Raw genomic sequence first — 24,992 nt, forward strand, 5'->3', positions numbered from 1 at the left:
TTCTCGCCGACAATCGTCCCGGGGAGCTCACCCTATTTCTGCAAGTTTCCGGCCAACCTTGCCATCGTCATCCCCGGCGCTCTGGGCCGCGTAGCCGCCGCCCCGTCTGCCGCCCGCCGTGGGCCCGGCCAGACCGTCGCGGATGCGCCGGGCCTCGAGCTTGCGGGTCAGCGCATCGAGCCGTGACTTGACCTCCACGTCGCTCAGCACGCCGGACGCGCCGCCCTCCCGCTCCTTCGCGGCGGACGCCTCCAGGGGAGCCGCGCCCTTGGAACCGTTCACCACCGCGTTGCCGCCCCAGTCCTCCAGGGTCATGCCCTGGGGCCGGTTCAGGGCGATGGGCTGGGCGCCCCGCTTCAGGGCGATGCCCTCCTCCTTGATCGGGTTGATCTCCACCCCTCCGGCCAGGGTCTCCTGGCTGGCCTGCTTGAGCTTCTGGCTGAGCTGGGCGTAGATCATGTCCGCCAGCCCGATGCCGCCCGCCTGGGCCATCTTTTCCGAGAAGTCGCGGTTGAACATGGACATGTAGGAGTCCTCCTGCTTGGAGTGCAGGTAGCCCTCCTTGGGCACGGACTGCTGCATCTGCTCCCAGAGCTTGCCGATGAAGACCGCCTCGAAGTTCTGGCAGGCCTTCTTCAGCTTGGACAGCTTGTCCGGGTCCGCGCCGGACAGATTCTTCCTGAGCCCGTCCATTTCATTCTTGAACCGGGCCAGGTCCTGGGTGTCGGCGACGCTGGCGGCCAGCTTCGGGTCCATGTTGCTGTCGATCATGCTAGATAACCTCCACTTCAGCGTGCAGGGAGCCCGCCGCCTTGAGGGTGCGGATGATGGAGATCAGATCGCGCGGGGTCGCACCGATGGAGTTCAGGCCGTCCACCAGCTCCTGCAGGGTGGCGCCCTCCATGAGCATCAACTGCTTGTTCTGCTGCTGGATCTGGATGTCCGTCTGGGGCGTGACCACGGTGGTGCCGTCCGAGAACGGGCCGGGCTGGCTGACCTGCTCGGTCTCGGAGACCACGATCTGCAGGTTGCCGTGGGCCACGGCCACGCGGCTCAGGCGCACGTCCTGGCCGAGCACCACGGTGCCGGTCTTCTCGTCCACCACCACCTTGGCCTTGCCGTCGGGCGAAATGTCCAGGTCCTCGAGGGAGGCCATCAGCGGGACCATGTTGCCCCGGAACCGGTCGGGCAGCTCCAGTTCGACGGTCGAGATGTCCTTGGCCTTGGCGAACTGGCCGCCCATGCTGGCGTTGATTTTGTTGACCACCTGCATGGTCGTCCCGAAATCGCGCATGTCCAGGTTCACGGTGATGTGATCCTGGTTGTTGAACTTGAAGGGCACGCCGCGCTCCACCACCGCTCCGCTGGGAATGCGGCCCACGGTGGGGATGTTCTGCTGGGCGTTGGCGGCCGCTCCGGCCACGTTGAAGCCGCCGATGGTCAGGGCGCCCTGGCTCACGGCGTAGACCCGCCCGTCCAGCCCCTTGAGGGGCGTGACCAGCAGAATCCCGCCGAGCAGGGACTTGGCGTCGCCGAGCGACGAAACCGTGACGTCCAGGCTGGAGCCGGGCTTGGCCGAAACCGGCATCTTGGCCGTGACCATGACCGCGGCCACGTTCTTGGGCTTGAGCTTGTCGGGGTCGGCCTCCACCCCCATCTTCTCCAGCATGTTGGCCATGGAACGCATGGTGAACGTGCTCGACGTGCCGTCGCCCGTGCCGGCCAGGCCGACCACCAGGCCGTAGCCCACCAATTCGTTGTTGCGTACTCCGCTGAAGCTGGCGATGTCCTTGAGCCGGGCCGCCTGGGCCTCGGCCGGGGCGAGCACGAACGTCAGGTACAGGACCAGCGCGACGAACAGCGCCGCCAGGACCAGCGTCCGGGCCGCTTCGCCGGAATCCACGGGGTTGATGCGTTCATTCAAGATCATGGCGTTCACTCCTCGAACCTCTTCTTCAATTTCTTCGATGCGCGTTCGGGCCGTCAGGCTAGAACGGAAAGACGTTGTCCAGGATGCGCGACAGCCAGCCGGGCTTCTGCTTGTCCGCGAGCACGCCCTGGCCGTAGATCTCGATCTGGGCCTCGGCCAGGCTTGTGGACGGGATGGTGTTGCCCGACGAGATGTCGCGTTGGCGGATCAGGCCGCGCACCACCAGGAACTGGGTCTCGTTGTTGACCCGGATGCGGCGCGCGCCCTCCACCTGGAGGATGTTGCCCGGCAGCCTGCGCACGATGCGCGTGGCCACCGTGGCCTCGAAATTGGACTCCTGCTTGGTCTCGCCGGTGCCCGACAGCTTCGAGGACTGGTTGGCCACGATGCCGATGCCCGCCTTGGCCCCCAGGCTCCCGGCCAGGGGCACGCTCCCGATCAGCCCGGTGGACGGCATGGCCGAGACCGAGGTGTTGACGTCGTTGGACTTGTCGGCCGTGGTCTCGGACTTGATCTTGGTGGTTGCGGTCTCGGCCACCTGGACCAGGACGATGTCGCCCACGCGGCTGGCGCGGTTGTCGTCGTACAGGAACTCGGAGCGGTTCGAGTCGTACAGGGAACCGGGATTGGACGCCGGGTCCTGTTCCTCGTAGGCGGGCGGGGTGAGCACGGGCATGGGCTCGTTCTCATACTTCCGGGCGCAGCCCGAGGCCAGCAGGATGGCGGCCATGACCATCAGAAAATAGCGTCTCATGACGATGCTCCTTGTCTACCTGACGACCACGGTCTCGCCGTCCACGACGGTCGCCAGGATGATCTTGTTGCTCTGGAGGTTGCGGACTTCGACCTGCTGCCCCACTCCGGCCTCGCCCAGGGCCTCGGCCTTGATGGACAGGCGGACCTGGTGCCCGTTGTAGACCAGGGTGACCATTTCGCCCCGCTCGATGAGCGGCACCGGTTCCAGGTGGGACATGGTGAAGACCTGCCCCCGGCCCAGGGTCCGGGCCATGCGCCACGGTCCGCCCGTGCCGTCCCAGACGTCGCGGTTGTAGGCCATGTTCATGCGCTGGAAGGCGACCTTGTCCCGTGTCACCCGCTCCATGCGGTTCAGGGGCCGGGCGGCCACGGGAACGGCCTTCCACACGTCGGCGAAGACCACGGCCGAGCGGCGCGAAACCACCTTGCCGTCCGGGGTGATGCCGCTCAGGATGATCTCGTTGCGTCCGGGCGCGAGGTCGTCGCTCATGCTGATGACCAGCTTGTCGTAGTCATTGGGGAAAAATACGTAATTCGGCATCTGGACGTTCTTGAAGCTCACGTCGCCGCCCAGGTCCTTGGCCCGCGGCGTCAAAAAGGCGACGATCCGCTGCTTGAGCTCGACCGCATCGACCACCCGGCCGCCGGTCTGCACGGTCAGCTGGCTCGGCAGGGCCAGGTTGTCCGCCACGTCGCCCATGTAGTACTTGAGCACCTTCGCGAGCTTGTCCCGGGGCACGGTGACCACGTGGCCCTGCCGGTCCGAGGCTTTCCAGAGCTTGATGGACGAGAGTGTCGGCCACTGAAGGCGGGCCGTGTCGTTCACCGGGTCGGCGATCTCGCCCAGCAGGACGTCCGGCCCCTTGACGCAGGCCACGTTCCGGACCAGGCCCTTCCACCGGTTCCCCTTGGCCGCGCCGGTCAGGACGGGCACGGACAGAAGGAGGATGGCCAGGCCCGCCGCGAGGACGTACCGGACCACACCGTTCGTGTTGATGCTCGGATTCTGCTTGCTCCACATAGACTTGAACCTGCCTTGCGGCGTGATCTCCCCGACCACCCGCTATCGCTTGATGTTGATGGCCGTCTGCAACATGCCGTCCGAAGTGGTAATGGCCTTGGAATTGATCTCGAAGGCGCGCTGGCCCACGATCAGGCCGACCATCTCGTCCACCATCTCGACGTTGGAACCTTCCAGGAACCCCTGGGCGATGGTCCCGAAGTTCTGGTCGCCGGGGGTTCCGGCCACGGCCGCGCCCGAGGCGTCGCTCTGGCGGTAGAAGTTCCGCCCGGTGGCGATGAGCCCGGCCGGGTTCTGGAACCGGTAGAGGTCGATGTCCGCCGTGGCGAGCACGGTGCCGTCCTTGTCCAGGGCGGAAATGGTCCCGGTCCCGGAGATGGACACGCTGGACGTTTCCGGGGGCACAGTGAACTCCGGCTGCAACGGATAGCCGCCGGCCGTGACCACGCGGCCCTGGTCGTCCAGCTCGAAGGAGCCGTCCCGGGTGTAGACCTCCTCGCCGTTCATCATGACCTGGAAGAAGCCCTCGCCCTCGATGGCCATGTCCAGGGGGTTGCCGGTGTTCTGGAAGTCGCCCTGGGTGAAGAATTTGTGCACGGACACGGGGCGCACGCCCATGCCGACCTGCATGCCCACCGGAGTCCGGGTGCCGTCGGCGTTCTGCGTGCCGGCCACCTTCAGCGTCTGATACATGAGGTCCTCGAATTCCGCCCGGCTCTTCTTGAAGCCCGTGGTGGAAACGTTGGCCAGGTTGTTCGACAGGGTGTCGATTTGGGTCTGCATGGCGATCATGCCGGTGGCGGAAGTCCACAGGGAACGCATCATGGTACAAGCCTCCTATGCTAGACGGTGGGACGGCCCACTTGGTTGATCAGTTTGTTGTCCAGGTCGCTATCGGTCTGCATCATCTTGGTATACATGGTGAACGCCCGTTGCGTTTCGATCATGGAGACCAACTCGGTGACCACTTCCACGTTGGACTTCTCGATGAAGCCCTGGGACACGGTCAGGTCCTCGGGCGGCTCTCCGCCCCCTTCTCCGAGCATGCGGTAGTTGTTGGACCCCACCCGTTCGATCTGGGTCGGGTCGGTGAAATCCACCAGGTCGAAGGAACCGGCGGGCTGGCCGTTGACCAGGATGTTGCCGCTCCCGTCCACCTCGATGCGGCCGCCCTGCGGGATGATCAGCGGGCCGCCGTCGACCATGACCGGATACCCGTCCACGGTCCGCAGCATCCCGTCGGCGTCGGTGACGAAATCCCCCGCCCGGGTGTAGAGCATCTCGGCGTCGCCCTGGAGGGTGAAGAATCCCGGGCCGGACAGGGCGAAATCGAGCTGGTTGCCCGTGCTCTCCAGGCTGCCCTGGGTGAGGTCGGCCTGCTGGGCGGAAAGACGCGCCTTGGCCATGATGTGCCCCTCGGGAAACATGTCCTTGCCGCGAATGTAGGTTTTCGCGTCCACCAGGTAATCGTGGGCGAATCGAATGAAGGTGTCATGGAAGGCCAGCTTGTCTTTCTTGAAGGCGGCCGTGTTCACGTTCGCCAAATTATTGGCGATGGATGACATCCTTAATTCATTGGATAAAGCCCCGAAAATGGCGCTTTGTGTACTGTCCCGCATAGGGCGATCCTCCTGTTCGACGAGGGAATTGCACTATGCATGCCAACGGTCCGGGACCCAATTCGGGACCCGGAAACTACCTGCACGATGGTTGTTGACAAGCTGGGTATATATGTATAAATAGGCTCGTTTCCAAGCGGGTGTAGCTCAGTTGGTAGAGTACAAGCTTCCCAAGCTTGGTGTCGCGGGTTCGACCCCCGTCACCCGCTCCAAAGCCTTTCGCAGGGTTCAATAAAAGAACCCTGCGGGGTTCGCGTAGGTGAGCTCGGGCTCACCTTTTTTATTTGCCGGGCCGGTCTTCCGGTCCGGCGGGAGAATCGGAGCGATGCGCCAGACTTTCGAAGAAATGTTGTCGGACATGATCCGGCCCGAGGTGGAAAACCTCGGCTATGTATTTTGGGGGCTGAGTTCCCCCGCTTCGGGCAAGAAGCGCGTTGTTCGCATATACATCGACGCCCCCGGCGGGGTGAACATCGACCAGTGCGCCGAGGTCAGCCGCCAGGTGGGGCTCATGCTCGAGGTGGAGGACGTCATTCCCGGCGCCTTCGTGCTCGAGGTTTCCTCGCCCGGGCTGGAGCGCATCTTCTTCACCCCGGCCCAACTGGCCGACTACATCGGCCGCCAGGTCGACGTCCTGCTCTTCGAGCCCATGGGCGACCGGCGCAAATTCAAGGGCGAGCTGGCCGGAGTGGCGGGCGACACCGTCACCGTGAACGTCGACGACAAAGCCATGGACTTCGACTGGACCGCCATCAAGAAAATCACCCTGGTCCACGAATTTTAGCAGATATCACTGCCGGAGGGGAAAGGCCCCGACCGGCACAAGCGGAGGTTTATCATGTCGGAGCTGAAAAGAGCCATCGACCAGATTAGCAAGGACAGGGGTATCGACCGCGACCTGCTGATCGACACTCTCGAAGAGGCCGTCCGGTCGGCCGTGGCCCGGAAATACGGCGAGACCATGGATATCGAGGTAGCCTTCAACGAGGAGCTCGGCGAGATCGAGGTCTTCGAGTTCAAGGTGGTCGTGGAAGAGGTGCACGACCCCGTCAGCGAAATTTCGCTCGAGGACGCCGTGGCCCACGACCCCAACGCCCAACTGGACGACGAGATGGGCTTCCCGGTCAAGGTCGAGGATCTCGGCCGCATCGCCGCGCAGTCGGCCAAGCAGGTCATCATCCAGCGCATGCGCGACGCCGAGCAGGAAATCATTTACGAAGAGTACAAGGACCGCGTGTCCGAGATCGCCAGCGGCATCATCCAGCGCCGCGACCGCACCGGCTGGATCATCAACCTCGGCCGGACCGAGGCGCTCCTTCCCAAGGAAGAGCAGATCCCCAGAGAGCGCTACAAGCGCGGCGACCGGGTGCAGGCATATATCATAGATGTATTGAAGGAATCGCGCGGACCGCAGGTCGTCGTGTCCCGGTCCCACCCGGACTACATGATCGAGCTGTTCAAGCGCGAGGTGCCCGAAGTGGCCGACGGCACGGTCAAGATCATGGGCGTGGCCCGCGACCCGGGCCTGCGCGCCAAGGTGGCCGTCATGTCCCGCGACCGCGACGTGGACCCGGTCGGCGCCTGCGTCGGCATCCGCGGCTCCCGCATCCAGAACGTGGTCCAGGAACTCAAGGGCGAGCGCATCGACATCGTGGTCTGGTCCCCGGACATCGCCATGTACGCCCAGCACGCCCTGTCCCCGGCCGTGATCTCCCGGATCACCGTGGACGACGAGGACGAGGCATTGGAAGTGGTCTGCCCCGACGATCAGCTGACCCTGGCCATCGGCCGCAAGGGACAGAACGTCAAGCTGGCCGCCAAGCTCCTGGGTTGGAAAATAGACATTTTCACCGAATCCCGGTACGGCGAGCTCAACGCCGCCCGCAAGGGCATGGACCAGATCGCCAGCGTGGCCGAGGTCCCCATGGAGAACTTCTTCAGCGCGGGCTTCGAGTCCCTCGAGTCCATCTTCCTGGCCTCCGACGAGGAACTCCTGGCCATCCGCGGCATGACCGAGTCCAAGATCGGCGACATGCGCCTGGCCATCAACATGCTCGCCCCCGGCCTCGAGGCCGAACAGAGCTTGCCCGAAGCGGACGAGCCCGAGACGGACGACGTTGAGGAGGAAGTGGTCGAGACCGAGGCGGTTGCCGAGGAAGAGACTGCGGAAGTGGCCGAGGAAGAGACCGAGGAAGTGGCCGAGGAAGAGACCGAGGAAGTGGCCGACGACGAGACTGAAACGGAAACCGAGACTCCCGCCGAGGGCGCGGAGAAAAAATAGACTCCGGACGGGGGCGGCGCATGTCCGACAAGGGGCAGAGTCCCGAACGCATGTGCGTCGTCTGCCGCGAGCGGTTTCCGAAAGAGGAACTGACGCGGTACGTGAGCCCGGAGGACTTGACCGGACCGGACGCAAGCCCGGTGCCGGACCCGGCCATGAACAGGCCGGGACGTGGATATTACGTATGCGGCCAGGTCCGGTGCAGGGAACGATTTCCCAAAATGATTCTGGGCCTGATGAAGAAACGTGCGAGGTGATTAGATGACGGCAAAGGTTCGGGTAGAAGACTTGGCTGCTGAGCTTGGTCTCAGCAACAAGGAGATCATTCAGCAGCTTCGTGAGATCGGCGTTCAGGCGAAAAGCCAGAAGACCGTCGTGGAAGACGAAGATGTGGACCGCCTCAAGGCGGAATTGAAGAAAGGCGGCTCCGGCAAGAGGGAAGTCCGCCGTGTGGGCGAGTCCGGCGTCATCATCCGACGCAGGCGCAAGAAGGCCAAGTCCCCCAGGGGAGAGGAAGCCGTTTCCGAGGTCGAGGATTCGATCGAGGAGCCGGAAGAGTCCGTCCCGGTGACCGTTGAGCCCGAAGCCGTCGAGGCCGCCCCCGCCGAAAAGGAAGCCGAGGTGACCGCCGCCGCGCCCGAGCAGGAGCCAGCCCCCCAGGCGGCCCCGCGCAAGGCCGCGCCCAAGGTCAAGATCATCAAGCCCGCCGTGCAGGAGCCCGAAGAGGTGCCTGAAACGGAAGTAGCCGAGGCCGCACAGGCCCCGGCCGCTGAAGCTGTGGCAGCAGAGGCCGCTCCCGAACCCGCCCCTGCCGAAGCCCAGCCCGAGCCCGAAGCCGCCCCCGAAGCCGTTTCCGAACCCGAAGCGCCGGCCATCGCGCAGGAGGCCTCCGACGAGGCCGAGCCCGTGAAAGCCGAAGCCGACCTTGATGCCGACACCGAAGAGGAGAAGGCGGAAAAGGCCGAGCCCAGGAAGAAGAAAAAGAAGAAGCGCGAACCCGAGGCGCCCAAGGTCAAGATCATCTCCATGCCCACCGAGGCGGAGGTGCAGGCCCGCGAAGCGGCCAAAATGGCCCAGCCCGAACGCCGTCCCGCCCGTCCCGGCGCACGTCCCGGCCCTGCGGGCGCGCGCCCTGCCGCCGGTCGCCCCACGGGCCCGCGTCCTGCAGGTCGCCCCGGCCCCGACGGCGCCCCGAGCCCGGTCCCGGATCCGTCCTCGGGCGACGGCCGCAGCAAGAAGAAAAAGGGCAAGAAGGACCGCCGTGTGGTGGAGTTCGCCACCGAAGGCGGACAGGACCACACCAACAAGTTGTACAACGACTCCAATTTCCCGCAGGGCCGCAAGGGCCGCAAGAAAAAGGGCCGTCGCGGACAACCGATGATGCAGCCTGATCAGAACCAGGCGCAGCCCATGAAGGCCGCCAAGCGCAAGATCAAATTCGACGAGACCATCCGCCTCGCCGACATGGCCCACCAGATGGGCGTCAAGGCCCAGGACCTGATCAAGGCCCTGTTCGGCATGGGCGTCATGGCGACCATCAACCAGTCGCTCGACCTGGACACCGCCTCCCTTCTGGCCGGCGAGTTCGGCTACGAGGTGGAGAACGTCTCCTTCGACGAGCAGGAATTCCTGGCCCCCACCGAGGTGGACAAGGACGAGGATCTCAAGCCGCGTCCCCCCGTGGTGACCATCATGGGCCACGTCGACCACGGCAAGACCTCCCTGCTCGACGCCATCCGCATGTCCAAGGTGACGGAAGGCGAAGCGGGCGGCATCACCCAGCACATCGGCGCGTACCACGTCCAGACCAACCGGGGCGAAATCGTCTTCCTGGACACCCCCGGCCATGAGGCGTTCACGACCATGCGCATGCGCGGCGCCCAGGTGACCGACATCGTCATCCTGGTCGTCGCCGCCGACGACGGCGTCATGGACCAGACCCGCGAGGCCATCTCCCACTCCAAGGCGGCCGGCGTACCCATCGTGGTGGCCGTGAACAAGATGGACAAGGAAGGGGCCAACCCGGACAACGTCAAGCGCGAGCTGGCCGAACTCGGTCTGTCTCCCGAGGAATGGGGCGGCGACACCATCTTCGCCCACGTCTCGGCCAAGCAGAAGGAAGGCATCGACGAGCTGCTCGAAATGGTCCTGCTCCAGGCCGAGGTCATGGAGCTCAAGGCCAACCCGGACAAGCACGCCCGGGGCCACATCGTCGAGGCGCGCCTGGACAAGGGCCGCGGCCCGGTGGGCACCATGCTCATCAGCGAAGGCACTCTGAACCAGGGCGACAGCTTCGTGTCCGGCATCCACTTCGGCAAGGTCCGGGCCATGTTCAACGATCAGGGCAAGAAGATCAAATCCGCCGGACCGGCCATGCCCGTGGAAATCCAGGGCTTCGACGGCCTGCCCGAGGCCGGTGACGAACTCTTCGTGGTGGACGACGAAAAGGTCGCCCGCCGCATTGCACAGTCCCGCGCCATGAAGCAGCGCGAGAAGATCCTGTCCGCCAAGACCAAGGTCACCCTGGAGTCCTTCCTGGCCTCCAAGCCCAACGACGAGGCGCAGACCCTGAACCTGGTGCTCAAGGCCGACGTGCAGGGCTCGCTGGAAGCCGTGACCGAGGCCCTGAACAAGCTGTCCACGGACGAGGTCAAGATCAGCGTCGTCCACGGCGGCGCGGGCGCCATCACCGAATCCGACATCCTTCTGGCGGGTGCGTCCGAGGCCATCATCATCGGCTTCAATGTGCGCCCGAACCTGAAGGTCAAGCAGATCGCCGAGCAGGAAGGCGTGGAAATCCGCTTCTACGACATCATCTACAAGCTGGTGCAGGAAGTGAAGGACGCCATGAGCGGCATGCTCTCCCCGGACATCGAGGAGGTCTACCTGGGCCAGGCCGAGGTGCGCGCCACCTTCAGCGTGCCCAAGGTCGGCATGATCGCCGGCTGCTTCGTGGCCGACGGCAAGATCACCAGGGGCGGCAAGATCCGCTTGCTGCGCGACGGCGTGGTCATCTACACCGGACAGATCGCGTCCCTGCGCCGCGAGAAGGACGACGTCCGCGAAGTGGCCAAGGGCTACGAATGCGGCATCGGCCTCGAGAAGTTCAACGACGTCAAGGTCGGCGACAACATGGAGGTCTTCGAGACCAAGGAAGTCGCCCGCACCATCGACTAGCATAACGGACAGAAAACTGCGGGCGGCTCATTGCACAATGGGCCGCCCGTGTTTATTTTAGGGGATCGGCATGATCATCGGCGTTCTCCACCTCGAGTTCAGGCTCCACGGCAACCGCTCCCTCAAGGGCAAGCGCAAGGTTTCCCTCAGCCTGAAGCAGAAGCTCAGAAACAAGTTCAACGTTTCCGTGGCCGAGGTCGACGCGCTCGACGTGCATGAAAAGCTGGTCCTGGCCGTGGTCACCACGGCAAACGAATCGGCCCGGGTGGAGAGCACCCTGTCCAAGGCCTTGGCCATGGTGGAGGCCATCTCCCCGGCGGAACTGACCCGCTGCAACACGGAAATTTTCTCGGATACCGAGTAGAGGACAAGGCAATGAAAGCATCCGGCTCCAGACGCGCCGTCCGCATGGGCGACCAGATACTGCGTGAGATCGGCACCCTGCTCGTGGAGGAGGCGGCCGACCCGCGCCTGAACCTCGTCACCCTTTCCGGCGTGCGCATGAACGCGAACCTGCGCATCGCCGAAATTTTCTACACCGTGTCCGGCGACGCGGAGCACCGCAAGGAAGTCCAGGCGGGCCTGGAGCAGGCCACCGGCTTCCTCCGCTCCCGGCTCGGACGCATCCTGAAGCTGCAATACACCCCGGAACTGCGCTTCCAGTTCGACGAATTCCTCGAGGACGTGGTCTATGGAAAGTCCCATCCGACGGATTAGCGAGATCATCCGCGACCGCGACGAGTTCCTGGTCGCCTCGCACTACAGTCCCGACGGCGACGCCATCGGCTCCATCTGCGCCCTGGGGCACGTCCTGGCCGCCCTGGACAAGAAGGTCCGCCTGTACAATCCGTCCGGCCTGCCCTCCCGCTACGCCTTCATCGACACGCCCGCGCCCATAGAGCGCGAACTGCCCGAGGCCCTGCCCGAATGGACCTTTGTCCTGGACTGCGGCAGCGGCGAGCGCATGGGCGAGGCCCTGGCCGCCCGCGCGGGCGAGACGCGGTTCGTCAACATCGACCACCACCTGGGCAACGACGAGTTCGGCGCGATCAACTGGGTGAACGCGACCCAGCCCGCCGTGGGCAACATGGTCGCCCTGCTCGCCGAAGCGCTGAGCGTGCCCCTGACCGGCCCCCTGGCCGAATGCGTCTACCTGGCCGTGGCCACGGACACCGGCTTCTTCACCTACGGCAACACCACGCCGGAGTCCCTGGAGCTGGCCGCTAAGATGCTCCGCGACGGGCTGGACATCGCCCTGATGAACGAGCGCATCACCAAGCAGTGGTCCGAGAACCGCATGCGGCTGTGGACCGAGGCCATGGGCGCCATGGAGCTCTTCCTGGACAAGCGGGTCAGCGCCACGGTGATCACCAGGGACATGTTCGCCCGCACCGGGACCTCCAACGCGGACACCGAGAACCTGATCAATTTCCTGCGCCGCCTCAAGACCGTGCGCGTGGCCGCCATCCTGCGCGAGGAGGGGCCGGACTTCTACAAGTTCAGCCTGCGCTCGTTCGGCGACGACAACGTCCAGAAGGTGGCGGCGGCATTCGGCGGCGGCGGACACAAGAACGCGGCGGGCGGGTCCATACAGGCCCCCCTGGCCGAAGCCAAGGCGCGGCTCATTCAGGCCGTGGCCGACCAGTTGGGGCTCTAGATGGGACGCAGACGCAACAAGCGCAGCGACGAACAGCTCGACGGCCTGCTCATCCTGAACAAGCCGTCCGGGCCCACCTCGGCCGCCTGCCTGAACGACATCAAGCACCGCCTCAAGCAGTACAAGATCGGCCACGGCGGGACCCTGGACCCCATGGCCGAGGGCGTGCTTCTGGTCCTGCTCGGCAACGCCACCAAGCTTGCGCCGTACCTGACCGGCGGGACCAAGACCTATTCCGGCACGTTTCGGCTCGGAATTACCACGGACACCCTTGATATCCAAGGAGAAGTGGTCAAGGAATGCCCCGTGGAGACGACGCCCGGCGACGTCGAACGTGAAATTTTGTATTGGAAAGAGTTGACAGAGCAGGAAGTTCCTGCCTATTCGGCTGCCAAACACAAGGGCACGCCGTTGTACGCCCTGGCCCGCGAGGGCCTGGAAACACCGGTCAAGACCAAGCCCATTGTTATTTCTTATGTGGAAGCGCTGGACGTGAATTTGCCCGAAGCGGCATTCAGGGTCAGCTGTTCCGCGGGCACCTACATACGATCCCTGGTCCACAGCTTGGGGACTCGAATGGGGTGTGGCGCGGCGCTGACCAGCCTGGTCAGGGAAGCCAGCGAGCCTTTCCGGCTCGAACAGGCTTATACCCTGGAGGACGTCCTGGAGAATCCGGAACTGTTTCCGGAACGGGTGATTCCGCTTGCGGACACCCTGCCCCACTGGCCCAGGTTCCGGTTGACCGAACCGCTGGCAGGACTCGTCATGAACGGGTCCTGGCTGCCGGTGACCGATCAGCCCGGAACGATGCTCGCGGGCGAAATCGGCGACCAGGCCATGCTGCTCGGTCCCGACGACGAACCGCTGGCGCTGGTGGAGGCCAAACTCCAGGACGGCAAGCCCAGATGGGCCATTCTCCGGGGACTCTGGAACCGGGACTGATCCGCCGAGAGCTCACTGTCCGGCACAACATAACAAGCAACATCCAACTTAGGAGGATATCGCTGTGGTGATGACTGCTGAAGAAAAACAGAAGATCATTGACGAGTACAAAACCTGCGAAGGCGACACCGGGTCCCCCGAGGTCCAGGTCGCGCTGCTGACCGCGCGCATCACCTACCTGGCCGACCACTTCAAGACCCACAAGAAGGATCACCACTCCCGCACCGGCCTGCTGAAGCTGGTCGGACAGCGCAGGAAACTTCTCAAGTATCTGCAGAACAAGGACATCACGCGCTACCGCGAGCTCATCGGCCGCCTTGGTCTGCGCAAGTAGTTCTTTGAAGAATTGATGTTCGGGGGAGGGTCAAACCTCCCCCGTTACGTACGTCACTTTCTGCGTCGGAGCCGTCTTTTGGACGCTCCGTACCCCCCACGCTCTGTTTAGTTGGCTGCGGAAGGCGTTTTTGGGACACCCGTCCCATCGACCCAAAAGCCCCTCCCCAAGCCGGCTAACCCCATTGGAGGGTTTCTCGCAGAAAGTGATTCACCTTTATTGCCTTGAAAAAAAGGCATGGAGAATCTCTATGACGATGATTCCTTTCGATGCGACCAAGGTCACTGCGACCGTCGGCGGCATCGACATTTCCATCGAAACCGGGAAATTCGCTCGCCAAGCCTCCGGCGCGGTGACCATTTCCTCCGGTAACACCACTGTGCTGGTCACTGCCGTGACCCAGCCCCTGGACATTGACCGCGGCTTCTTTCCCCTGACCTGCAACTATCAGGAAATGGCGTACGCCGCGGGCCGCGTGCCGGGCAACTACTTCCGCCGCGAGGGCCGTCCCTCCGAGCACGAGACCCTGGTCTCCCGGCTCATCGACCGTCCCATCCGGCCCCTGTTCGCCAAGGGCTTCTCCGACGAAGTCCAGATCATCGCCACCGTCCTGTCCGCCGACAAGCGCGTCAATCCGGACGTCCTGGCCCTGACCGGCGCTTCCGCCGCCTGCCACATCTCCAAGATGCCCTTCCTCGGCCCCATTGTGGGCGCCCGCGTGGGCTACGTGGACGGCGAGTTCGTCCTCTACCCCTCCTACCGGGGCATTGAGGAGCGCTCCTCCCTGAACCTCGTCTTCGCGGCCACCCGCGAAGCCATGGTCATGGTCGAAGGCGGCGGCAACTTCGTCTCCGAAGACCTGGTGGCCGACGCCCTGGCCTGGGGCCACGAGCAGGTCCGCCCGCTCTTCGACATCCAGGACGAGCTGCGCGAGAAGGTCGGCGTGCCCAAGATCGAGGTCTCCGCTCCCGAGCGCGACGAGGAAGTGGCCGAGTACCTCGGCGAGATCCTCACCGCCGATCTCGAAAAAGCCCTGACCACCCCCGAGAAGATGGTCCGCTACGCCGCCAAGGACGCGGCCAAGCAGAAGGCCAAGGAGGCCGTGGCCGAGAAGTTCCCGGACGACGAGGCCAAGCTGGCCGCCGTCGGCGACATCGTCGGCGACATGACCAAGAAGATCGTGCGTCAGCGTATCGTCAAGGAAGGCCTGCGCATCGACGGCCGCGACACCACCACGGTGCGTCCGCTGTCCATCGAGGTCGGCCTGCTCCAGCAGACCCACGGCTCGGTCCTGTTCCGCCGCGGCGAAACCTGCTCCCTGGCCGTCGCCACCCTGGGTTCCACCCGCGACGAGCAGCGCTACGACTCCCTGCTCGGCGACGCCACCAAGCGGTTCATGCTGCACTACAACTTCCCGCCCTACTGCGTCGGTGAAGCCCGCATGCTGCGCGGCACCTCCCGCCGCGAAGTGGGCCACGGCGCCCTGGCGGAGCGCGCCATCTCCCCGGTGCTGCCCAGCCCCGAGGAATTCCCGTTCACCATCCGCGTGGTCTCCGAAATCATGGAGTCCAACGGCTCCTCGTCCATGGCTTCCGTGTGCGGCGCCACGCTGTCCCTGATGGACGCGGGCGTGCCCATCACCGAGCCGGTGGCCGGCATCGCCATGGGCCTGTGCAAGGAAGGCGATGAATACTTCGTCCTGACCGACATCCTCGGCGACGAGGACGCGCTCGGCGATATGGACTTCAAGGTCGCGGGCACCCGTGACGGCATCACCGCCATCCAGATGGACATCAAGATCGCCGGCATCCCGCAGGAGGTCCTCAAGAAGGCCCTGTACCAGGCCAAGGAAGCCCGCACCCACATCCTCGACCACATGACCGAGGTGCTGGACAAGCCGCGCGCCGAACTGTCCGACCTGGCCCCGCAGATGGCCGTGGTCTACATCGACCCCGAGAAGATCCGCTCGGTCATCGGACCCGGCGGCAAGAACATCAAGGCCATCACCGCCGAGACCGAAGCCGACATCGACATCGAGGATTCCGGCAAGATCTCCATCTTCGCCCCGACCCTGGCGTCCATGGAAAAGGCCAAGGAAATGGTCCTCTACTACGACCAGAAGCCCGAGCCCGGCAAGAACTACAAGGGCGTGGTGCGCAAGATCCTCGAGGTCGGCGCGCTGGTCGAGATTCTGCCCGGCCTGGAAGGCATGCTGCACATCTCCCAGCTCGACTTCGAGCGCGTGGAGCGTGTGGAAGACGTGGTCCAGCTCGGCCAGGAAGTCTGGGTCAAGTGCATCGCGCTGGAGCCCGGCGGACGCATCCGCCTGTCCCGCAAGGCATGGCTCATGGAAGAGGCCGGCCAGGAAGTCGACCTTGAAGAGTTCAAGCGCCCCGCTCCGCGCAGCGGCGACCGTGGCGACCGTGGTGACCGTGGCGGCCGGAACGATCGCGGCGGACGCCGCGACAGCCGGGGCGGCCGCGGCCGCGACCGCCGCTAGGCCCTTCCGTCTAGACTGATACAACGCCCTGCCCGGCTCACGCCGGACAGGGCGTTTTTTTTGCCTCCCCCTTCCCCCTGCCCCCCATCCCCCTCTCTCCCTCCGAAACTTTTTAGTGCCGCTTCGCGGGGGTTGTGCCGGGCCGACGGCGGATGGTATCCTCTTGGTCGAACAGGAGCGAACATGAGCGAGATAGTGATCTACGGCAAGCCCACCTGCCCGCACACCAAGCGGGCCCTGGCCGCGCACCCCGAGGCGCGCTTCGTGGACATCCTGGCCTCGGAGGCCAACATGGAGGAGATGCTCAGGCTCTCGGACGGACAGCGGCGCATCCCGGTCATCGTCGAGGACGGACGGGTCTGCGTCGGCTTCCGCCGGGGCTCCTGACACGTCTGATTCCCGGCAGGCTGCCGGGACAACGAAAAAAGGCCATCCGAACGATGGCCTTTTTCTTTGCCGCCCCCGCGCGGCGCAAAACCGGAACGCTAGCTGACCAGCACGCCCGCGTAGCCCACCACCTGCTCGAAGTCGCCGGAGACCTCGCCCGAGGTAGAGTAGGCCATGAGCTCGGCATGGGTCGCGCCCATGGTCTTGGCCGCGTACAGGCCGGTGGTCATGGGCAGCACCCCGCACATGGAGATGTGCCGGGAACGCACGACGTCGTAGAGCACGGCGGGCTCCAGGGTCATCACCGGCTCGAGCGCCATGCCGTCCATCTTGCGGGCGTCCTCGTTGGAGATGTAGTGGCTCATGTCCGAACTGACCACGATGGACACGGGTGCGCCGAAGTCGTCCAGCGCCCGGCCGATGGCCGTGCCCACCCGCTCCAGCGACTCCAGGGTGGGCGCGGAGATGCAGATGGGCACGATGGTCGTCTCCGGATTCAGCCGGAACAGGAACGGCAGGACCACCTCGATGGAGTGTTCGCCCGTATGGGCCGAGACGTCGGCCTTGATGGCCGGGTCCGCGTCGAGCAGCGCCCCGGCCAGGCCGGTATCCACGGGCAGGGCCCCTCCCGGGATGATCCAGTTCCCGTCGGGCCACAGGGCGAACCGCTCACCCCGCCCGGTGTGGTTGGGGCCGAGCAGGAGCACGGTGGGCGCAAGGTTGGCCGCGCCCAGGGTCTTGCCGCAGACCGCCCCGGAAAAGACGTACCCGGCGTGGGGCACCATGGCGAGCAGGGTCGATTCCTCCTGCCGGTCCCCGGCCTGGCTCAAATATCCGTCCACCTCGGCATGCAGCCGCTCGGGCCGCGCATCGTAAAACCGTCCGGCAACAATGGGATGTCTGTCCATATCTCCACCTCAACAAACAGCAGTTTCAAAAAACCACGCCAACTGCGTAACACATTATCGCGCGCAACCAAACCCACGAAGCCAAAATATCACGCTCGGAAGGAAAAGGGGGGAGACGGAGGGCGGAAAAAGCCGGTCCTAGCCCGGATTGGGGGCGTATTGGCTGGCCTTCTGCTCGAGTTCGTAGGTGTCCAGCGCGGACTTGGCGAGCTGCGCCTGGAGGGAGTCGGGCTTCTTGTCAATGATGTCCTGGAGCAGCTGCTTCCATTCTTCCATGGCCCCGGCCTTGCGGTAGATGCGGGCCAGCTTGAACCGTGTGGAGGCCCACTCGGGGTTGTCCGGGGTGATGTACTTGTCATATTCCTTGGCCCATTTGAGGGCCTCCTCGTAGCGCCCGGACCGCTCGGTGGCGTAGATGGACATGAGCACGGCGTCCTTGATCTTTTCGGGGTCGCCCTTGGTCTGCAACAGCAGGGACAGGGCCTCCTGGGCGTAGACGAAGACGCGGCGCAGGTCCTGGCGCTCCATGGCGTCCTTGGCCATGTAGTACATGGCGTAGGCGCGGAAGGCCGGGTCCACGTTCATGTCCTTGGCCAGGTCGGCCCACATGGCCACGGCCCGCTTGCCGTCGCCCAGGTTCTGCAGCGCCATGGCCCGGGCGTAGTCGAGCTGGCGCTGCTGCTCGGGCTTGAGCTTCCAGTTCTTGGAGGCCATGGCCACCAGATCGTTGATGTCCTGCCAGGCGAGCTGGTCCAGGTGGATGTTCACGGCCAGGCCCAGGGCCTGGTCCGAAACGCCGGGGATCTGCTTCTTGGTCAGGTACGGCTTGAGCATCTCCAGGGCCTTGTCGGGCTGGCCGATCTTCCAGTAACTGGTGGCGATGGCGAGCTTGGTGTTGTCGTCGACCTTGGAGTCCTTCTTGCCGATGAAGTCGTAGGTCTCCCAGTAGCGGACGATGCGGCCGTAGCGCTGCTCGGCGAGCATGCCGGGCACGGCCCGGACAAAGACCGAGTCGCCCAGGGTGCGGGCCTTGTCCACCAGCGGGCTGTCCGGGTATTTCTCGATGAGGTCCTGGGCGGCGCTCAGGGCCTCGGGGTACTTCTGGTTGAAGGCGTACCACATGGCCAGCTTGAGCTGGGCGATGGGCGCGAGCGGGCTGTCCGGATGCTGGCTGACGATCTCGGTGTAGACCCGCTTGGGGTTGAGGTTGTAAGGGCGGTTGAAGACGTCGACCATCTCGCTCATGCCGGGATCGTCGTAGATGCCCTCCTCGGCCAGACGCATCTTGCTGATGAGCCCGCCCTCCTTGTCGGGGTAGTCCTTGACCGCCTTTTCGTAAATCTGCTTGGCCGCGTCCTTCTCGTTCTTGCGCAGGTAGATGTCGCCGATGCGGGCCAGGATCACGTCCGCGCCGTCGGCCTCGGGGTTGAGGTTGTAGTAGGTGAAATAGTGGTTCTTGGCCTGGTCCCACTTCTTCAGTTTCATCTCCACGCTGCCCGCCAGCCGCAGGAAGTCCATGTTCTCCATGTAGTAGTCGGGCCAGCGTTTGTCGATGTAGTCCACGATCTGGTACGCCTGATCCAGGTAGCCCAGGCGGTCCAGGGAGTCGGCCAGGTAATAGGCGGCCTGCTTGGCCAACTGGTGCTCGGGATAGGTCTGGATGAGGTACTGGAACTGGTCGGCGGCCTTCTTGTAGTCGCCCTTGCGGTACCAGTACTCGCCCCAATAGTAGCTGATGGCCGGGATGTTGTCGTCGTCCGGGTATTTGTCCTGAAGAATCTTGAAATAGGCGCGGGCCTCGGGGAAGTTGCCCACCTGAAGGTTGAGCAGGCCGAGATTGAGCAGGGCGCGCGGCACCCGGCTGGAGCGCAGGTTGGCGTTCATGGCCTGGATGTAGGCCTGGGCCACCTCGTCGAACTTGTTCGTCAGGTCGCCGGAGTCGAGCTGCCGCTTGATGTCGGCTATGGCGTACAGGGTCTCCTCGCGCACGTCGTCCGGCAGCTTCGGCTGCTTGAGCAGGTCCTCGTAGAGCGGCAGGGCCTCGCTCAGCGACCCGTTGAACATCATGGACTGGGCCTCGTAGAGGTTGTCGCGGATGGCCTGGAGCCGGGCTTTTTCCTGCTCCTCGGGGGTCAGCTTCTTCTCCTGCTTGCCGTCCGCTCCGGGCGCGGCCGCCTGGTCCGTCGCGGGCTGCCCGGCGTCGGACGCGGGCTGCTCGGCGTCGGGCGACGGGGCCTCGGCGGTCGACGCGGGCGGTTCGGGGGCGGGCTCCACGGGCTGGACCGCCTCGGGAGCCGGGGCGACCGCCTGGGCGGTCTCGGGCGCGGGCTCGGAGACAGGCTGGTTCGCGGGCTGGTTCGCGGACGGAGGCGGCGACACCGCGCCGCCCGCCTGTCCCAGGCCGGACACCGGCGGCGGAGGCGGCGCGACCGCACCGCTCACCTGGCCCTGACCGGACATCTCGGCCGGGGACGGGGACGCGTCCACAGGCGTCGCGCCCTGCCCGGCCGGTTCGGCCGGAGGCGGGTTCACGCTGCCGACCGTCTCGCCGGGAATCGGGGATTCCTGCGCCGGGGCCGGGGCTTCGGCCGCCTGTTGCGGCGCGGGGGCCACGGCCTGGCGCGTGGCCGGTTCGGTCACGGGTTCGGTCACGGGCGCGTCCGCCTGCTCGGCCGGGGCGACCATAGGGGCGCTTCCCCCGGCGTCACCGGCCAATTCGGCGAACTTCACTTCCTCGGCGGACTTGTTCACCGCCTTGAACCGCAACTCGCTGGCGGGCGGATAGTCGCCGGTCACGGTCTCGCCGGGCATGGCGGGAGCAAGGGGTCCGGCCGTCCCGGCGGGTGTCTGCGCGGCCGGGGCCGCGACTTGGTCGCCGGGAGCCCGGACCTCGTTGCGCACTGAATAGGGCACGGCGAAAAACGGCTTGCGGTCGGCGGTCGGGGCCTCGGGCGGCAGATCCGTCCCACCCGCCGGGGCGGGCTGGTCGGGCCGGACCGTGGAAAGATTGCGGGCCACGTCCGCAGCCGTGGGGGCCTTGGGCGCGGGCTGGGCCGGAGCGGTCACGGAAGCGGGTGCGGCGGGCTTCGGGACGGCGGGAGCCGGGGCGGGCGTCGCGGCCTGGGCGGTCCGGGCCGGAGGCGCGTCGGGAGCCCGCCAGCGCGCGCCGATGGGGTCGGAATAGACCTGGAGCACGAACTCGGGTTTGCCCTGGGAGGGCACGCGGATGTACCCGAAGGCGTCGGTGGAGGTGGTTATTTCCACCCCGTTGTCCGTGGTGGCGATGGATTTGACCAGCTTGCCGGGAAAGTCCTGCGCGTCGGGCCGGGCCTCCCGGTTCCAGATGCCCACGGGCAGCAGGACCTTCAGGGTCCTCTTGCCGGTCCGGGCCACGGATGACTGTGGCAATGTGCCGGAATCAAAAGCGAAAGTCATTCGCTCCGAGCCGCCCTGCGAGGAATAGCCCACCCGCAGAGCCAGGGCGGGATCGACCAGGATCAGGCCCAGGACAAGGGCGGCCGCCAGGGGCCAGGCTATACTTTTGACATATTTCACAGTCACGGCAAGCAGTTATGCAATTGTCGTGCTACCCGCGAAACGGGCAGCTCTTGCACTACCCCGCTGGTTACAGCAAATCTCTCTTTTTCAGCTTCTCGATGAGGGTGGTCCGCTTGATGCCGACCAGCTCGGCGGCCTTGTTCTTGACCCCCTCGGCCTGTTCCAGGGCCTCGGCCAACAGGCGGCCCTCGATGGCCTCCAGAAAATCCTTGAGCTTGAGGTCCTTGTCCCGCATGTCCTTGAGTGACGGCCAGGCGAACCCGGCCGGGCGCATGGGCACGACCTTCTCCTCCCGCCTGAGCGGCTTCTCGCCGATGTCGGTGAAAATCTTCTCCGGCAGGTCCTCGGGCTGGACCTCGCAGTCGTCGCACAGGATGGTCAGCCGCTCCATGAAATTCTCCAGCTCGCGCACGTTGCCGGGCCAGGAATAGGTCAGGAGCATCTCCCGCGCCTTTTCGGACAGGGTGAGCGGTTTGCGGGCCTTGCTGCCGCAGTGGCGGTTCAGGAAATGCTCGGCCAGGAGCAGGATGTCCATGCCGCGTTCGCGCAGGGGCGGCAGCTTCAGGGGGATGACGTTGAGGCGGTAGAAGAGGTCCTCGCGGAACCGGCCCGAGGCCACATCGCCCTCCAGGTCCCGATTGGTGGCCGCCACCACGCGCACGTCCACTTTCTTGATGGAGGTGCCGCCCACCCGCTCGATCTCCTTCTCCTGCAGGGCGCGCAGGATCTTGACCTGCAGCGACAGGTCCATATCCCCGATCTCGTCCAGGAAGATGGTCCCGCCGTCGGCCAGTTCGAACCGGCCCGGCCGCGAACGGATGGCGTGGGTGAACGCGCCCTTCTCGTGCCCGAACAGCTCGGATTCGAGCAGTTCCCTGGGGATGGCCCCGCAGTTGATGGGCACGAAGGGCATGTCGCGGCGCTCGCTGTTGTGGTGCAGCGCCCGGACCAGCAATTCCTTGCCGGTCCCCGACTCGCCCATGACCAGCACCGTGCTGTCCGTGGGCGCGACCTTGCCCAAGACCTTGAACACCTTGGCCAGTGCCGGGCTGTTCCCGATGATGCCGTCCAGGTTGAGCGACATTTCCCCTCCGAATTCGCATGGATACAAAGCCAACAGGACCCCCTGCCCCGCAGCCATATCTTTACTATATATCTTCTCTGTCAATTTGCTGACGGCATGTCAACGACTATAACTCCTTCACAGAAAGAAATTCTGGAAAATCGCCCCCCTGTCTGGAAGCTGGACAAGGGGCAGCCGGAATGCCGCCCGTCGACGACGAGCCCGGGACCGGCCCGGACGGGTCACGGCCCGACGTTCTTTTTTATTGAAAAGTTCTCTCCGACGTATCAGTTATAAGAATCGATATACCCGGCCCATGTCCGCCCGTCGGCCTCGCCCGGGAGGATCCCGGCTTCGCCCCCCGCCGGGTGGTGATCCGTGGACCTCTCCGCCCTTTCCGGTCATCTTGGTCCCATATTTGCTCTGACAGGCCATCCAAACGCAACCACGGAGGATGCGACAAAGCCATGCGAATTCATACTCTCGAACACGTTCCCTTCGAAGGGCCCGCCGCCCTTGAGGAGTGGGCGCTCGCCAACGGGCACACCCTGGCGAGGACGCCGGTGTACGCGGGCGGCCCCCTGCCCGCACCGGAAGACTTCGACTTCCTGGCCGTCCTGGGCGGCCCCATGAGCGTTCACGACGAAGCCGAGCACCCCTGGCTGACGGCGGAAAAGGCGCTCCTGCGCCGGGTGGTGGAAACCGGCAAGCCCATGCTGGGCGTCTGCCTGGGCGCGCAGCTGCTCGCCGAAATCCTCGGCGGCGCCGTCACCCGCAACCCCGAACCCGAGATCGGCTGGCTGGAGGTGGAAGCGACCGCCGAAGGGGCCGACTCCCCGTTGTTCAAGGGGATGCCGGGCGCATTCACGGCCTTCCACTGGCACGGGGAAACCTTCTCCATCCCGCCGGGGGGCGTCCGCCTGGCGAAGAGCCGGGCCTGCGCCAACCAGGCCTTCGCTTTCGGCGAGCGCATCCTCGGCGTGCAGTTCCATCTCGAAACCACCCCGCGCAGCATGGAGCTGCTGCTGGAAAACTGCGCCGACGAGATCGTGGACGCGCCGTTCGTGCAGGATGCCGAGCGGATGCGCGCCCAAACCGGCCAATGCGAAACCATGCGTCCCACGCTCAACACCCTGCTGAACAACCTCACGAAGGAGTACTAGATGCGGCATCCCAAGCGCGAAATACAGGATAAGGCCAAGGTCGAGGAACTGCTCAAGGGCTGCACCACCCTGCAACTCGCATTGTGGGACGGCGAAACCCCCTATGCGGTCACGGTGGACTTCGGCTACGCCGACGGCGCCGTCTACTTCCACAGCGCAACGGCCGGGCTCAAGATGGACTGCGTGCGCGCCAACGGCCTGGTCGCCTTCACCACGGTGGTGGAGAGCGAGCTCATCCGGGCCGAGGACGGCTGTGGCTACACCACCCACTTCACCTCGGTCAGCGGCCGGGGCCGGGCCACCGTCCTGGAGGACCCGGCGGAAAAGGCGGCCGGGCTGGACGTCATCCTGGCCCAGCACCAGGGCCCCACCGGAGGGTATCCGGAAAAAGTCCTGCGCAAGACCGCCGTGGTGCGCATCGACCTGGACGAGCTGGTGGGCAAGGTCAACCCGGCCTATCCCGGCGACCCGCAGATCTGATCCCCCTCTCCCCATCCAACCGACCGTCAGGGCCGGAGGCGTTCGTCTCCGGCCCTTTTTTCGCGCCCCGCGCCCGTACCGTCCGGTGCAAACCGCATGAAAGCGTACCGATCGGTACGATCCGCCGGAAAATCAGGGCCTCGACTTCGCACCGATCCGTACATTTCCCCGAAAAATAGTTCGCCGTACGCACGAAATCCGCCCCGTTTCCGGCCCGGAATCAATATTTGACCAATTTCAGCCCGTTTTTTCCCTCCTGGCACGCGCCGTGCTCATATGGACTCGAAACGAACCTCAAAAGGCGGCCCCGGACATCCATAGGGGCAGGAACGCCAAAGGACAGAGCATGACCAGGAAAATAGCTATCTACGGCAAGGGCGGCATCGGCAAGTCCACGACCACGCAGAACACGGCCGCGGCCATGGCCAACTTCCACGACAAGAAGATCTTCATCCACGGCTGCGACCCCAAGGCGGACTCCACCCGGCTGATCCTCGGCGGCAAGCCCCAGGAGACGCTCATGGACGTGCTGCGCGACCAGGGCGCGGAGAAGGTCACCAAGGACAAAGTCATCCGCACGGGCTACAAGGGCATCCAGTGCGTCGAATCCGGCGGCCCGGAACCGGGCGTGGGCTGCGCGGGCCGGGGCGTCATCACCGCCATCGACCTGATGGAAAGCAACGGGGCCTACACCGAGGACCTGGACTTCGTCTTCTTCGACGTGCTCGGCGACGTGGTCTGCGGCGGCTTCGCCATGCCCATCCGCGACGGCAAGGCTCAGGAGGTCTACATCGTGGCCTCGGGAGAGATGATGGCCATCTACGCTGCCAACAACATCTGCCGGGGTCTGGTCAAATACGCCAAGCAAAGCGGCGTCCGCCTGGGCGGCGTGATCTGCAACAGCCGCAACGTGGACCAGGAGCGCGAGTTCCTGGACGAATTCACCAGCGCCATCGGCACCCAGATGATCCACTTCGTGCCCCGCGACAACATCGTGCAGAAGGCCGAGTTCAACAAGAAGACCGTCTGCGAATACGATCCCACCGAGAACCAGGCCCTGGAATACAGCACCCTGGGCCAGAAGATCATCGACAACGACAACTTCGTCATCCCGACCCCGCTGACCATGGACGAGCTTGAAGCCATGGTGGTCAAGTACGGCATCGCCGACTAGCCGGACCGGGGCGGGGCGGCGCCCCATCGACCCCGGAAACAC

General features: G+C 65.0%; 23 protein-coding genes and 1 tRNA gene. 15 read left to right on the plus strand and 9 right to left on the minus strand.

Features of this window, described 5'->3' with window-relative positions; all coding sequences use genetic code 11:
- Positions 1-27: 27 nt before the first annotated feature.
- From AB6M95_RS00890 to AB6M95_RS00915, 6 genes are read right to left on the minus strand one after another with little or no spacing between them, the layout of a single operon-like run.
- Positions 28-771 carry a rod-binding protein gene (locus tag AB6M95_RS00890; protein WP_371384844.1) on the minus strand — a complete coding sequence of 248 codons (744 nt, stop codon included), beginning with the start codon at positions 769-771 and terminating at the stop codon, positions 28-30.
- 1 nt (position 772) lies between these two features.
- Positions 773-1,930 (minus strand): flagellar basal body P-ring protein FlgI, encoded by a 1,158-nt coding sequence (locus tag AB6M95_RS00895; protein WP_371384845.1) that lies wholly within the window; start codon positions 1,928-1,930, stop codon positions 773-775.
- 58 nt (positions 1,931-1,988) lie between these two features.
- Positions 1,989-2,684, minus strand: a complete 696-nt coding sequence (locus tag AB6M95_RS00900) for a flagellar basal body L-ring protein FlgH (RefSeq protein ID WP_371384846.1) — start codon at positions 2,682-2,684, stop codon at positions 1,989-1,991.
- A 15-nt stretch (positions 2,685-2,699) separates the two neighbouring features.
- Entirely contained in the window at positions 2,700-3,707 is a 1,008-nt protein-coding gene (gene flgA, locus AB6M95_RS00905) for a flagellar basal body P-ring formation chaperone FlgA (RefSeq protein ID WP_371384847.1), read from the minus strand.
- Between the two features lie 42 nt (positions 3,708-3,749).
- The gene (gene flgG / locus AB6M95_RS00910; protein ID WP_371384848.1) at positions 3,750-4,532 is read right to left on the minus strand and encodes a flagellar basal-body rod protein FlgG; all 783 of its coding nucleotides are present in this window, start codon (positions 4,530-4,532) and stop codon (positions 3,750-3,752) included.
- A 17-nt stretch (positions 4,533-4,549) separates the two neighbouring features.
- Positions 4,550-5,326 carry a flagellar hook-basal body protein gene (locus tag AB6M95_RS00915; RefSeq protein ID WP_371384849.1) on the minus strand — a complete coding sequence of 259 codons (777 nt, stop codon included), beginning with the start codon at positions 5,324-5,326 and terminating at the stop codon, positions 4,550-4,552.
- 136 nt (positions 5,327-5,462) lie between these two features.
- On the opposite strand from AB6M95_RS00915, the gene AB6M95_RS00920 reads away from it, so the two are divergent.
- The 12 genes from AB6M95_RS00920 (at position 5,463) to uxx1 (ending at position 16,604) form a co-directional block, all read left to right on the plus strand.
- Positions 5,463-5,538: transfer RNA gene (locus AB6M95_RS00920), tRNA-Gly, on the plus strand.
- 113 nt (positions 5,539-5,651) lie between these two features.
- The gene (gene rimP / locus AB6M95_RS00925) at positions 5,652-6,110 is read left to right on the plus strand and encodes a ribosome maturation factor RimP (protein ID WP_371384850.1); all 459 of its coding nucleotides are present in this window, start codon (positions 5,652-5,654) and stop codon (positions 6,108-6,110) included.
- A gap of 54 nt (positions 6,111-6,164) precedes the next feature.
- Entirely contained in the window at positions 6,165-7,607 is a 1,443-nt protein-coding gene (gene nusA, locus AB6M95_RS00930; protein ID WP_371384851.1) for a transcription termination factor NusA, read from the plus strand.
- Between the two features lie 50 nt (positions 7,608-7,657).
- Positions 7,658-7,864, plus strand: a complete 207-nt coding sequence (locus tag AB6M95_RS00935) for a YlxR family protein (RefSeq protein WP_371384982.1) — start codon at positions 7,658-7,660, stop codon at positions 7,862-7,864.
- Between the two features lie 4 nt (positions 7,865-7,868).
- Positions 7,869-10,784, plus strand: a complete 2,916-nt coding sequence (gene infB / locus AB6M95_RS00940; RefSeq protein ID WP_371384852.1) for a translation initiation factor IF-2 — start codon at positions 7,869-7,871, stop codon at positions 10,782-10,784.
- Positions 10,785-10,854: 70 nt separating this feature from the next.
- On the plus strand, positions 10,855-11,148 hold the full coding sequence (locus AB6M95_RS00945) for a DUF503 domain-containing protein (protein WP_371384853.1): 294 nt from the start codon (positions 10,855-10,857) through the stop codon (positions 11,146-11,148).
- Between the two features lie 11 nt (positions 11,149-11,159).
- Entirely contained in the window at positions 11,160-11,501 is a 342-nt protein-coding gene (rbfA, locus tag AB6M95_RS00950) for a 30S ribosome-binding factor RbfA (RefSeq protein WP_371384854.1), read from the plus strand.
- Positions 11,476-12,441 carry a DHH family phosphoesterase gene (locus AB6M95_RS00955; protein ID WP_371384855.1) on the plus strand — a complete coding sequence of 322 codons (966 nt, stop codon included), beginning with the start codon at positions 11,476-11,478 and terminating at the stop codon, positions 12,439-12,441. The genes rbfA and AB6M95_RS00955 overlap by 26 nt, the downstream gene beginning before the upstream one ends.
- On the plus strand, positions 12,442-13,383 hold the full coding sequence (gene truB, locus AB6M95_RS00960) for a tRNA pseudouridine(55) synthase TruB (RefSeq protein WP_371384856.1): 942 nt from the start codon (positions 12,442-12,444) through the stop codon (positions 13,381-13,383).
- Positions 13,384-13,447: 64 nt separating this feature from the next.
- On the plus strand, positions 13,448-13,717 hold the full coding sequence (gene rpsO / locus AB6M95_RS00965; RefSeq protein ID WP_371384857.1) for a 30S ribosomal protein S15: 270 nt from the start codon (positions 13,448-13,450) through the stop codon (positions 13,715-13,717).
- 250 nt (positions 13,718-13,967) lie between these two features.
- A complete protein-coding gene (pnp, locus tag AB6M95_RS00970; protein WP_371384858.1) occupies positions 13,968-16,217 on the plus strand; it encodes a polyribonucleotide nucleotidyltransferase in 2,250 nt (749 codons plus the stop codon).
- 183 nt (positions 16,218-16,400) lie between these two features.
- Entirely contained in the window at positions 16,401-16,604 is a 204-nt protein-coding gene (gene uxx1, locus AB6M95_RS00975) for a UXX-star selenoprotein family 1 (RefSeq protein ID WP_371384859.1), read from the plus strand.
- 98 nt (positions 16,605-16,702) lie between these two features.
- Here the strand turns inward: uxx1 and amrB are convergent, their stop codons facing one another.
- From amrB to AB6M95_RS00990, 3 genes are all read right to left on the minus strand, one after another.
- Positions 16,703-17,512, minus strand: coding sequence for an AmmeMemoRadiSam system protein B (gene amrB, locus AB6M95_RS00980; protein WP_371384860.1), 810 nt, complete (start codon positions 17,510-17,512; stop codon positions 16,703-16,705).
- Between the two features lie 138 nt (positions 17,513-17,650).
- Positions 17,651-21,073 (minus strand): tetratricopeptide repeat protein, encoded by a 3,423-nt coding sequence (locus tag AB6M95_RS00985; RefSeq protein WP_371384861.1) that lies wholly within the window; start codon positions 21,071-21,073, stop codon positions 17,651-17,653.
- A gap of 64 nt (positions 21,074-21,137) precedes the next feature.
- On the minus strand, positions 21,138-22,154 hold the full coding sequence (locus AB6M95_RS00990; RefSeq protein ID WP_371384862.1) for a sigma-54 interaction domain-containing protein: 1,017 nt from the start codon (positions 22,152-22,154) through the stop codon (positions 21,138-21,140).
- Positions 22,155-22,600: 446 nt separating this feature from the next.
- Here AB6M95_RS00990 and AB6M95_RS00995 point away from each other — a divergent pair, with 446 nt between their 5' ends.
- The 3 genes from AB6M95_RS00995 to nifH all read left to right on the plus strand — a co-directional run bounded on the left by AB6M95_RS00995 (position 22,601) and on the right by nifH (position 24,950).
- Entirely contained in the window at positions 22,601-23,296 is a 696-nt protein-coding gene (locus tag AB6M95_RS00995; protein ID WP_371384863.1) for a type 1 glutamine amidotransferase, read from the plus strand.
- The gene (locus AB6M95_RS01000; protein ID WP_371384864.1) at positions 23,297-23,776 is read left to right on the plus strand and encodes a pyridoxamine 5'-phosphate oxidase family protein; all 480 of its coding nucleotides are present in this window, start codon (positions 23,297-23,299) and stop codon (positions 23,774-23,776) included.
- A gap of 346 nt (positions 23,777-24,122) precedes the next feature.
- Entirely contained in the window at positions 24,123-24,950 is an 828-nt protein-coding gene (nifH, locus tag AB6M95_RS01005; RefSeq protein WP_371384865.1) for a nitrogenase iron protein, read from the plus strand.
- Positions 24,951-24,992 lie beyond the last annotated feature (42 nt).

Source organism: Pseudodesulfovibrio karagichevae (genome assembly GCF_041414475.1).
Lineage (GTDB): Bacteria > Desulfobacterota > Desulfovibrionia > Desulfovibrionales > Desulfovibrionaceae > Pseudodesulfovibrio > Pseudodesulfovibrio karagichevae.

Coding starts and splice junctions, on each gene's coding strand:
- AB6M95_RS00895 (WP_371384845.1), bottom strand. CDS start 1,930: ATGATCTTGAATGAACGCATCAACCCCGTGGATTCCGGCGAAGCGGCC.
- pnp (WP_371384858.1), top strand. CDS start 13,968: ATGACGATGATTCCTTTCGATGCGACCAAGGTCACTGCGACCGTCGGC.
- AB6M95_RS00995 (WP_371384863.1), top strand. CDS start 22,601: ATGCGAATTCATACTCTCGAACACGTTCCCTTCGAAGGGCCCGCCGCC.
- rbfA (WP_371384854.1), top strand. CDS start 11,160: ATGAAAGCATCCGGCTCCAGACGCGCCGTCCGCATGGGCGACCAGATA.
- AB6M95_RS00945 (WP_371384853.1), top strand. CDS start 10,855: ATGATCATCGGCGTTCTCCACCTCGAGTTCAGGCTCCACGGCAACCGC.
- AB6M95_RS00915 (WP_371384849.1), bottom strand. CDS start 5,326: ATGCGGGACAGTACACAAAGCGCCATTTTCGGGGCTTTATCCAATGAA.
- uxx1 (WP_371384859.1), top strand. CDS start 16,401: ATGAGCGAGATAGTGATCTACGGCAAGCCCACCTGCCCGCACACCAAG.
- flgA (WP_371384847.1), bottom strand. CDS start 3,707: ATGTGGAGCAAGCAGAATCCGAGCATCAACACGAACGGTGTGGTCCGG.
- AB6M95_RS00900 (WP_371384846.1), bottom strand. CDS start 2,684: ATGAGACGCTATTTTCTGATGGTCATGGCCGCCATCCTGCTGGCCTCG.
- amrB (WP_371384860.1), bottom strand. CDS start 17,512: ATGGACAGACATCCCATTGTTGCCGGACGGTTTTACGATGCGCGGCCC.
- infB (WP_371384852.1), top strand. CDS start 7,869: ATGACGGCAAAGGTTCGGGTAGAAGACTTGGCTGCTGAGCTTGGTCTC.
- AB6M95_RS00935 (WP_371384982.1), top strand. CDS start 7,658: ATGTGCGTCGTCTGCCGCGAGCGGTTTCCGAAAGAGGAACTGACGCGG.
- AB6M95_RS00955 (WP_371384855.1), top strand. CDS start 11,476: ATGGAAAGTCCCATCCGACGGATTAGCGAGATCATCCGCGACCGCGAC.
- flgG (WP_371384848.1), bottom strand. CDS start 4,532: ATGATGCGTTCCCTGTGGACTTCCGCCACCGGCATGATCGCCATGCAG.
- AB6M95_RS01000 (WP_371384864.1), top strand. CDS start 23,297: ATGCGGCATCCCAAGCGCGAAATACAGGATAAGGCCAAGGTCGAGGAA.
- rimP (WP_371384850.1), top strand. CDS start 5,652: ATGCGCCAGACTTTCGAAGAAATGTTGTCGGACATGATCCGGCCCGAG.
- truB (WP_371384856.1), top strand. CDS start 12,442: ATGGGACGCAGACGCAACAAGCGCAGCGACGAACAGCTCGACGGCCTG.
- AB6M95_RS00890 (WP_371384844.1), bottom strand. CDS start 771: ATGATCGACAGCAACATGGACCCGAAGCTGGCCGCCAGCGTCGCCGAC.
- nifH (WP_371384865.1), top strand. CDS start 24,123: ATGACCAGGAAAATAGCTATCTACGGCAAGGGCGGCATCGGCAAGTCC.
- nusA (WP_371384851.1), top strand. CDS start 6,165: ATGTCGGAGCTGAAAAGAGCCATCGACCAGATTAGCAAGGACAGGGGT.
- AB6M95_RS00990 (WP_371384862.1), bottom strand. CDS start 22,154: ATGTCGCTCAACCTGGACGGCATCATCGGGAACAGCCCGGCACTGGCC.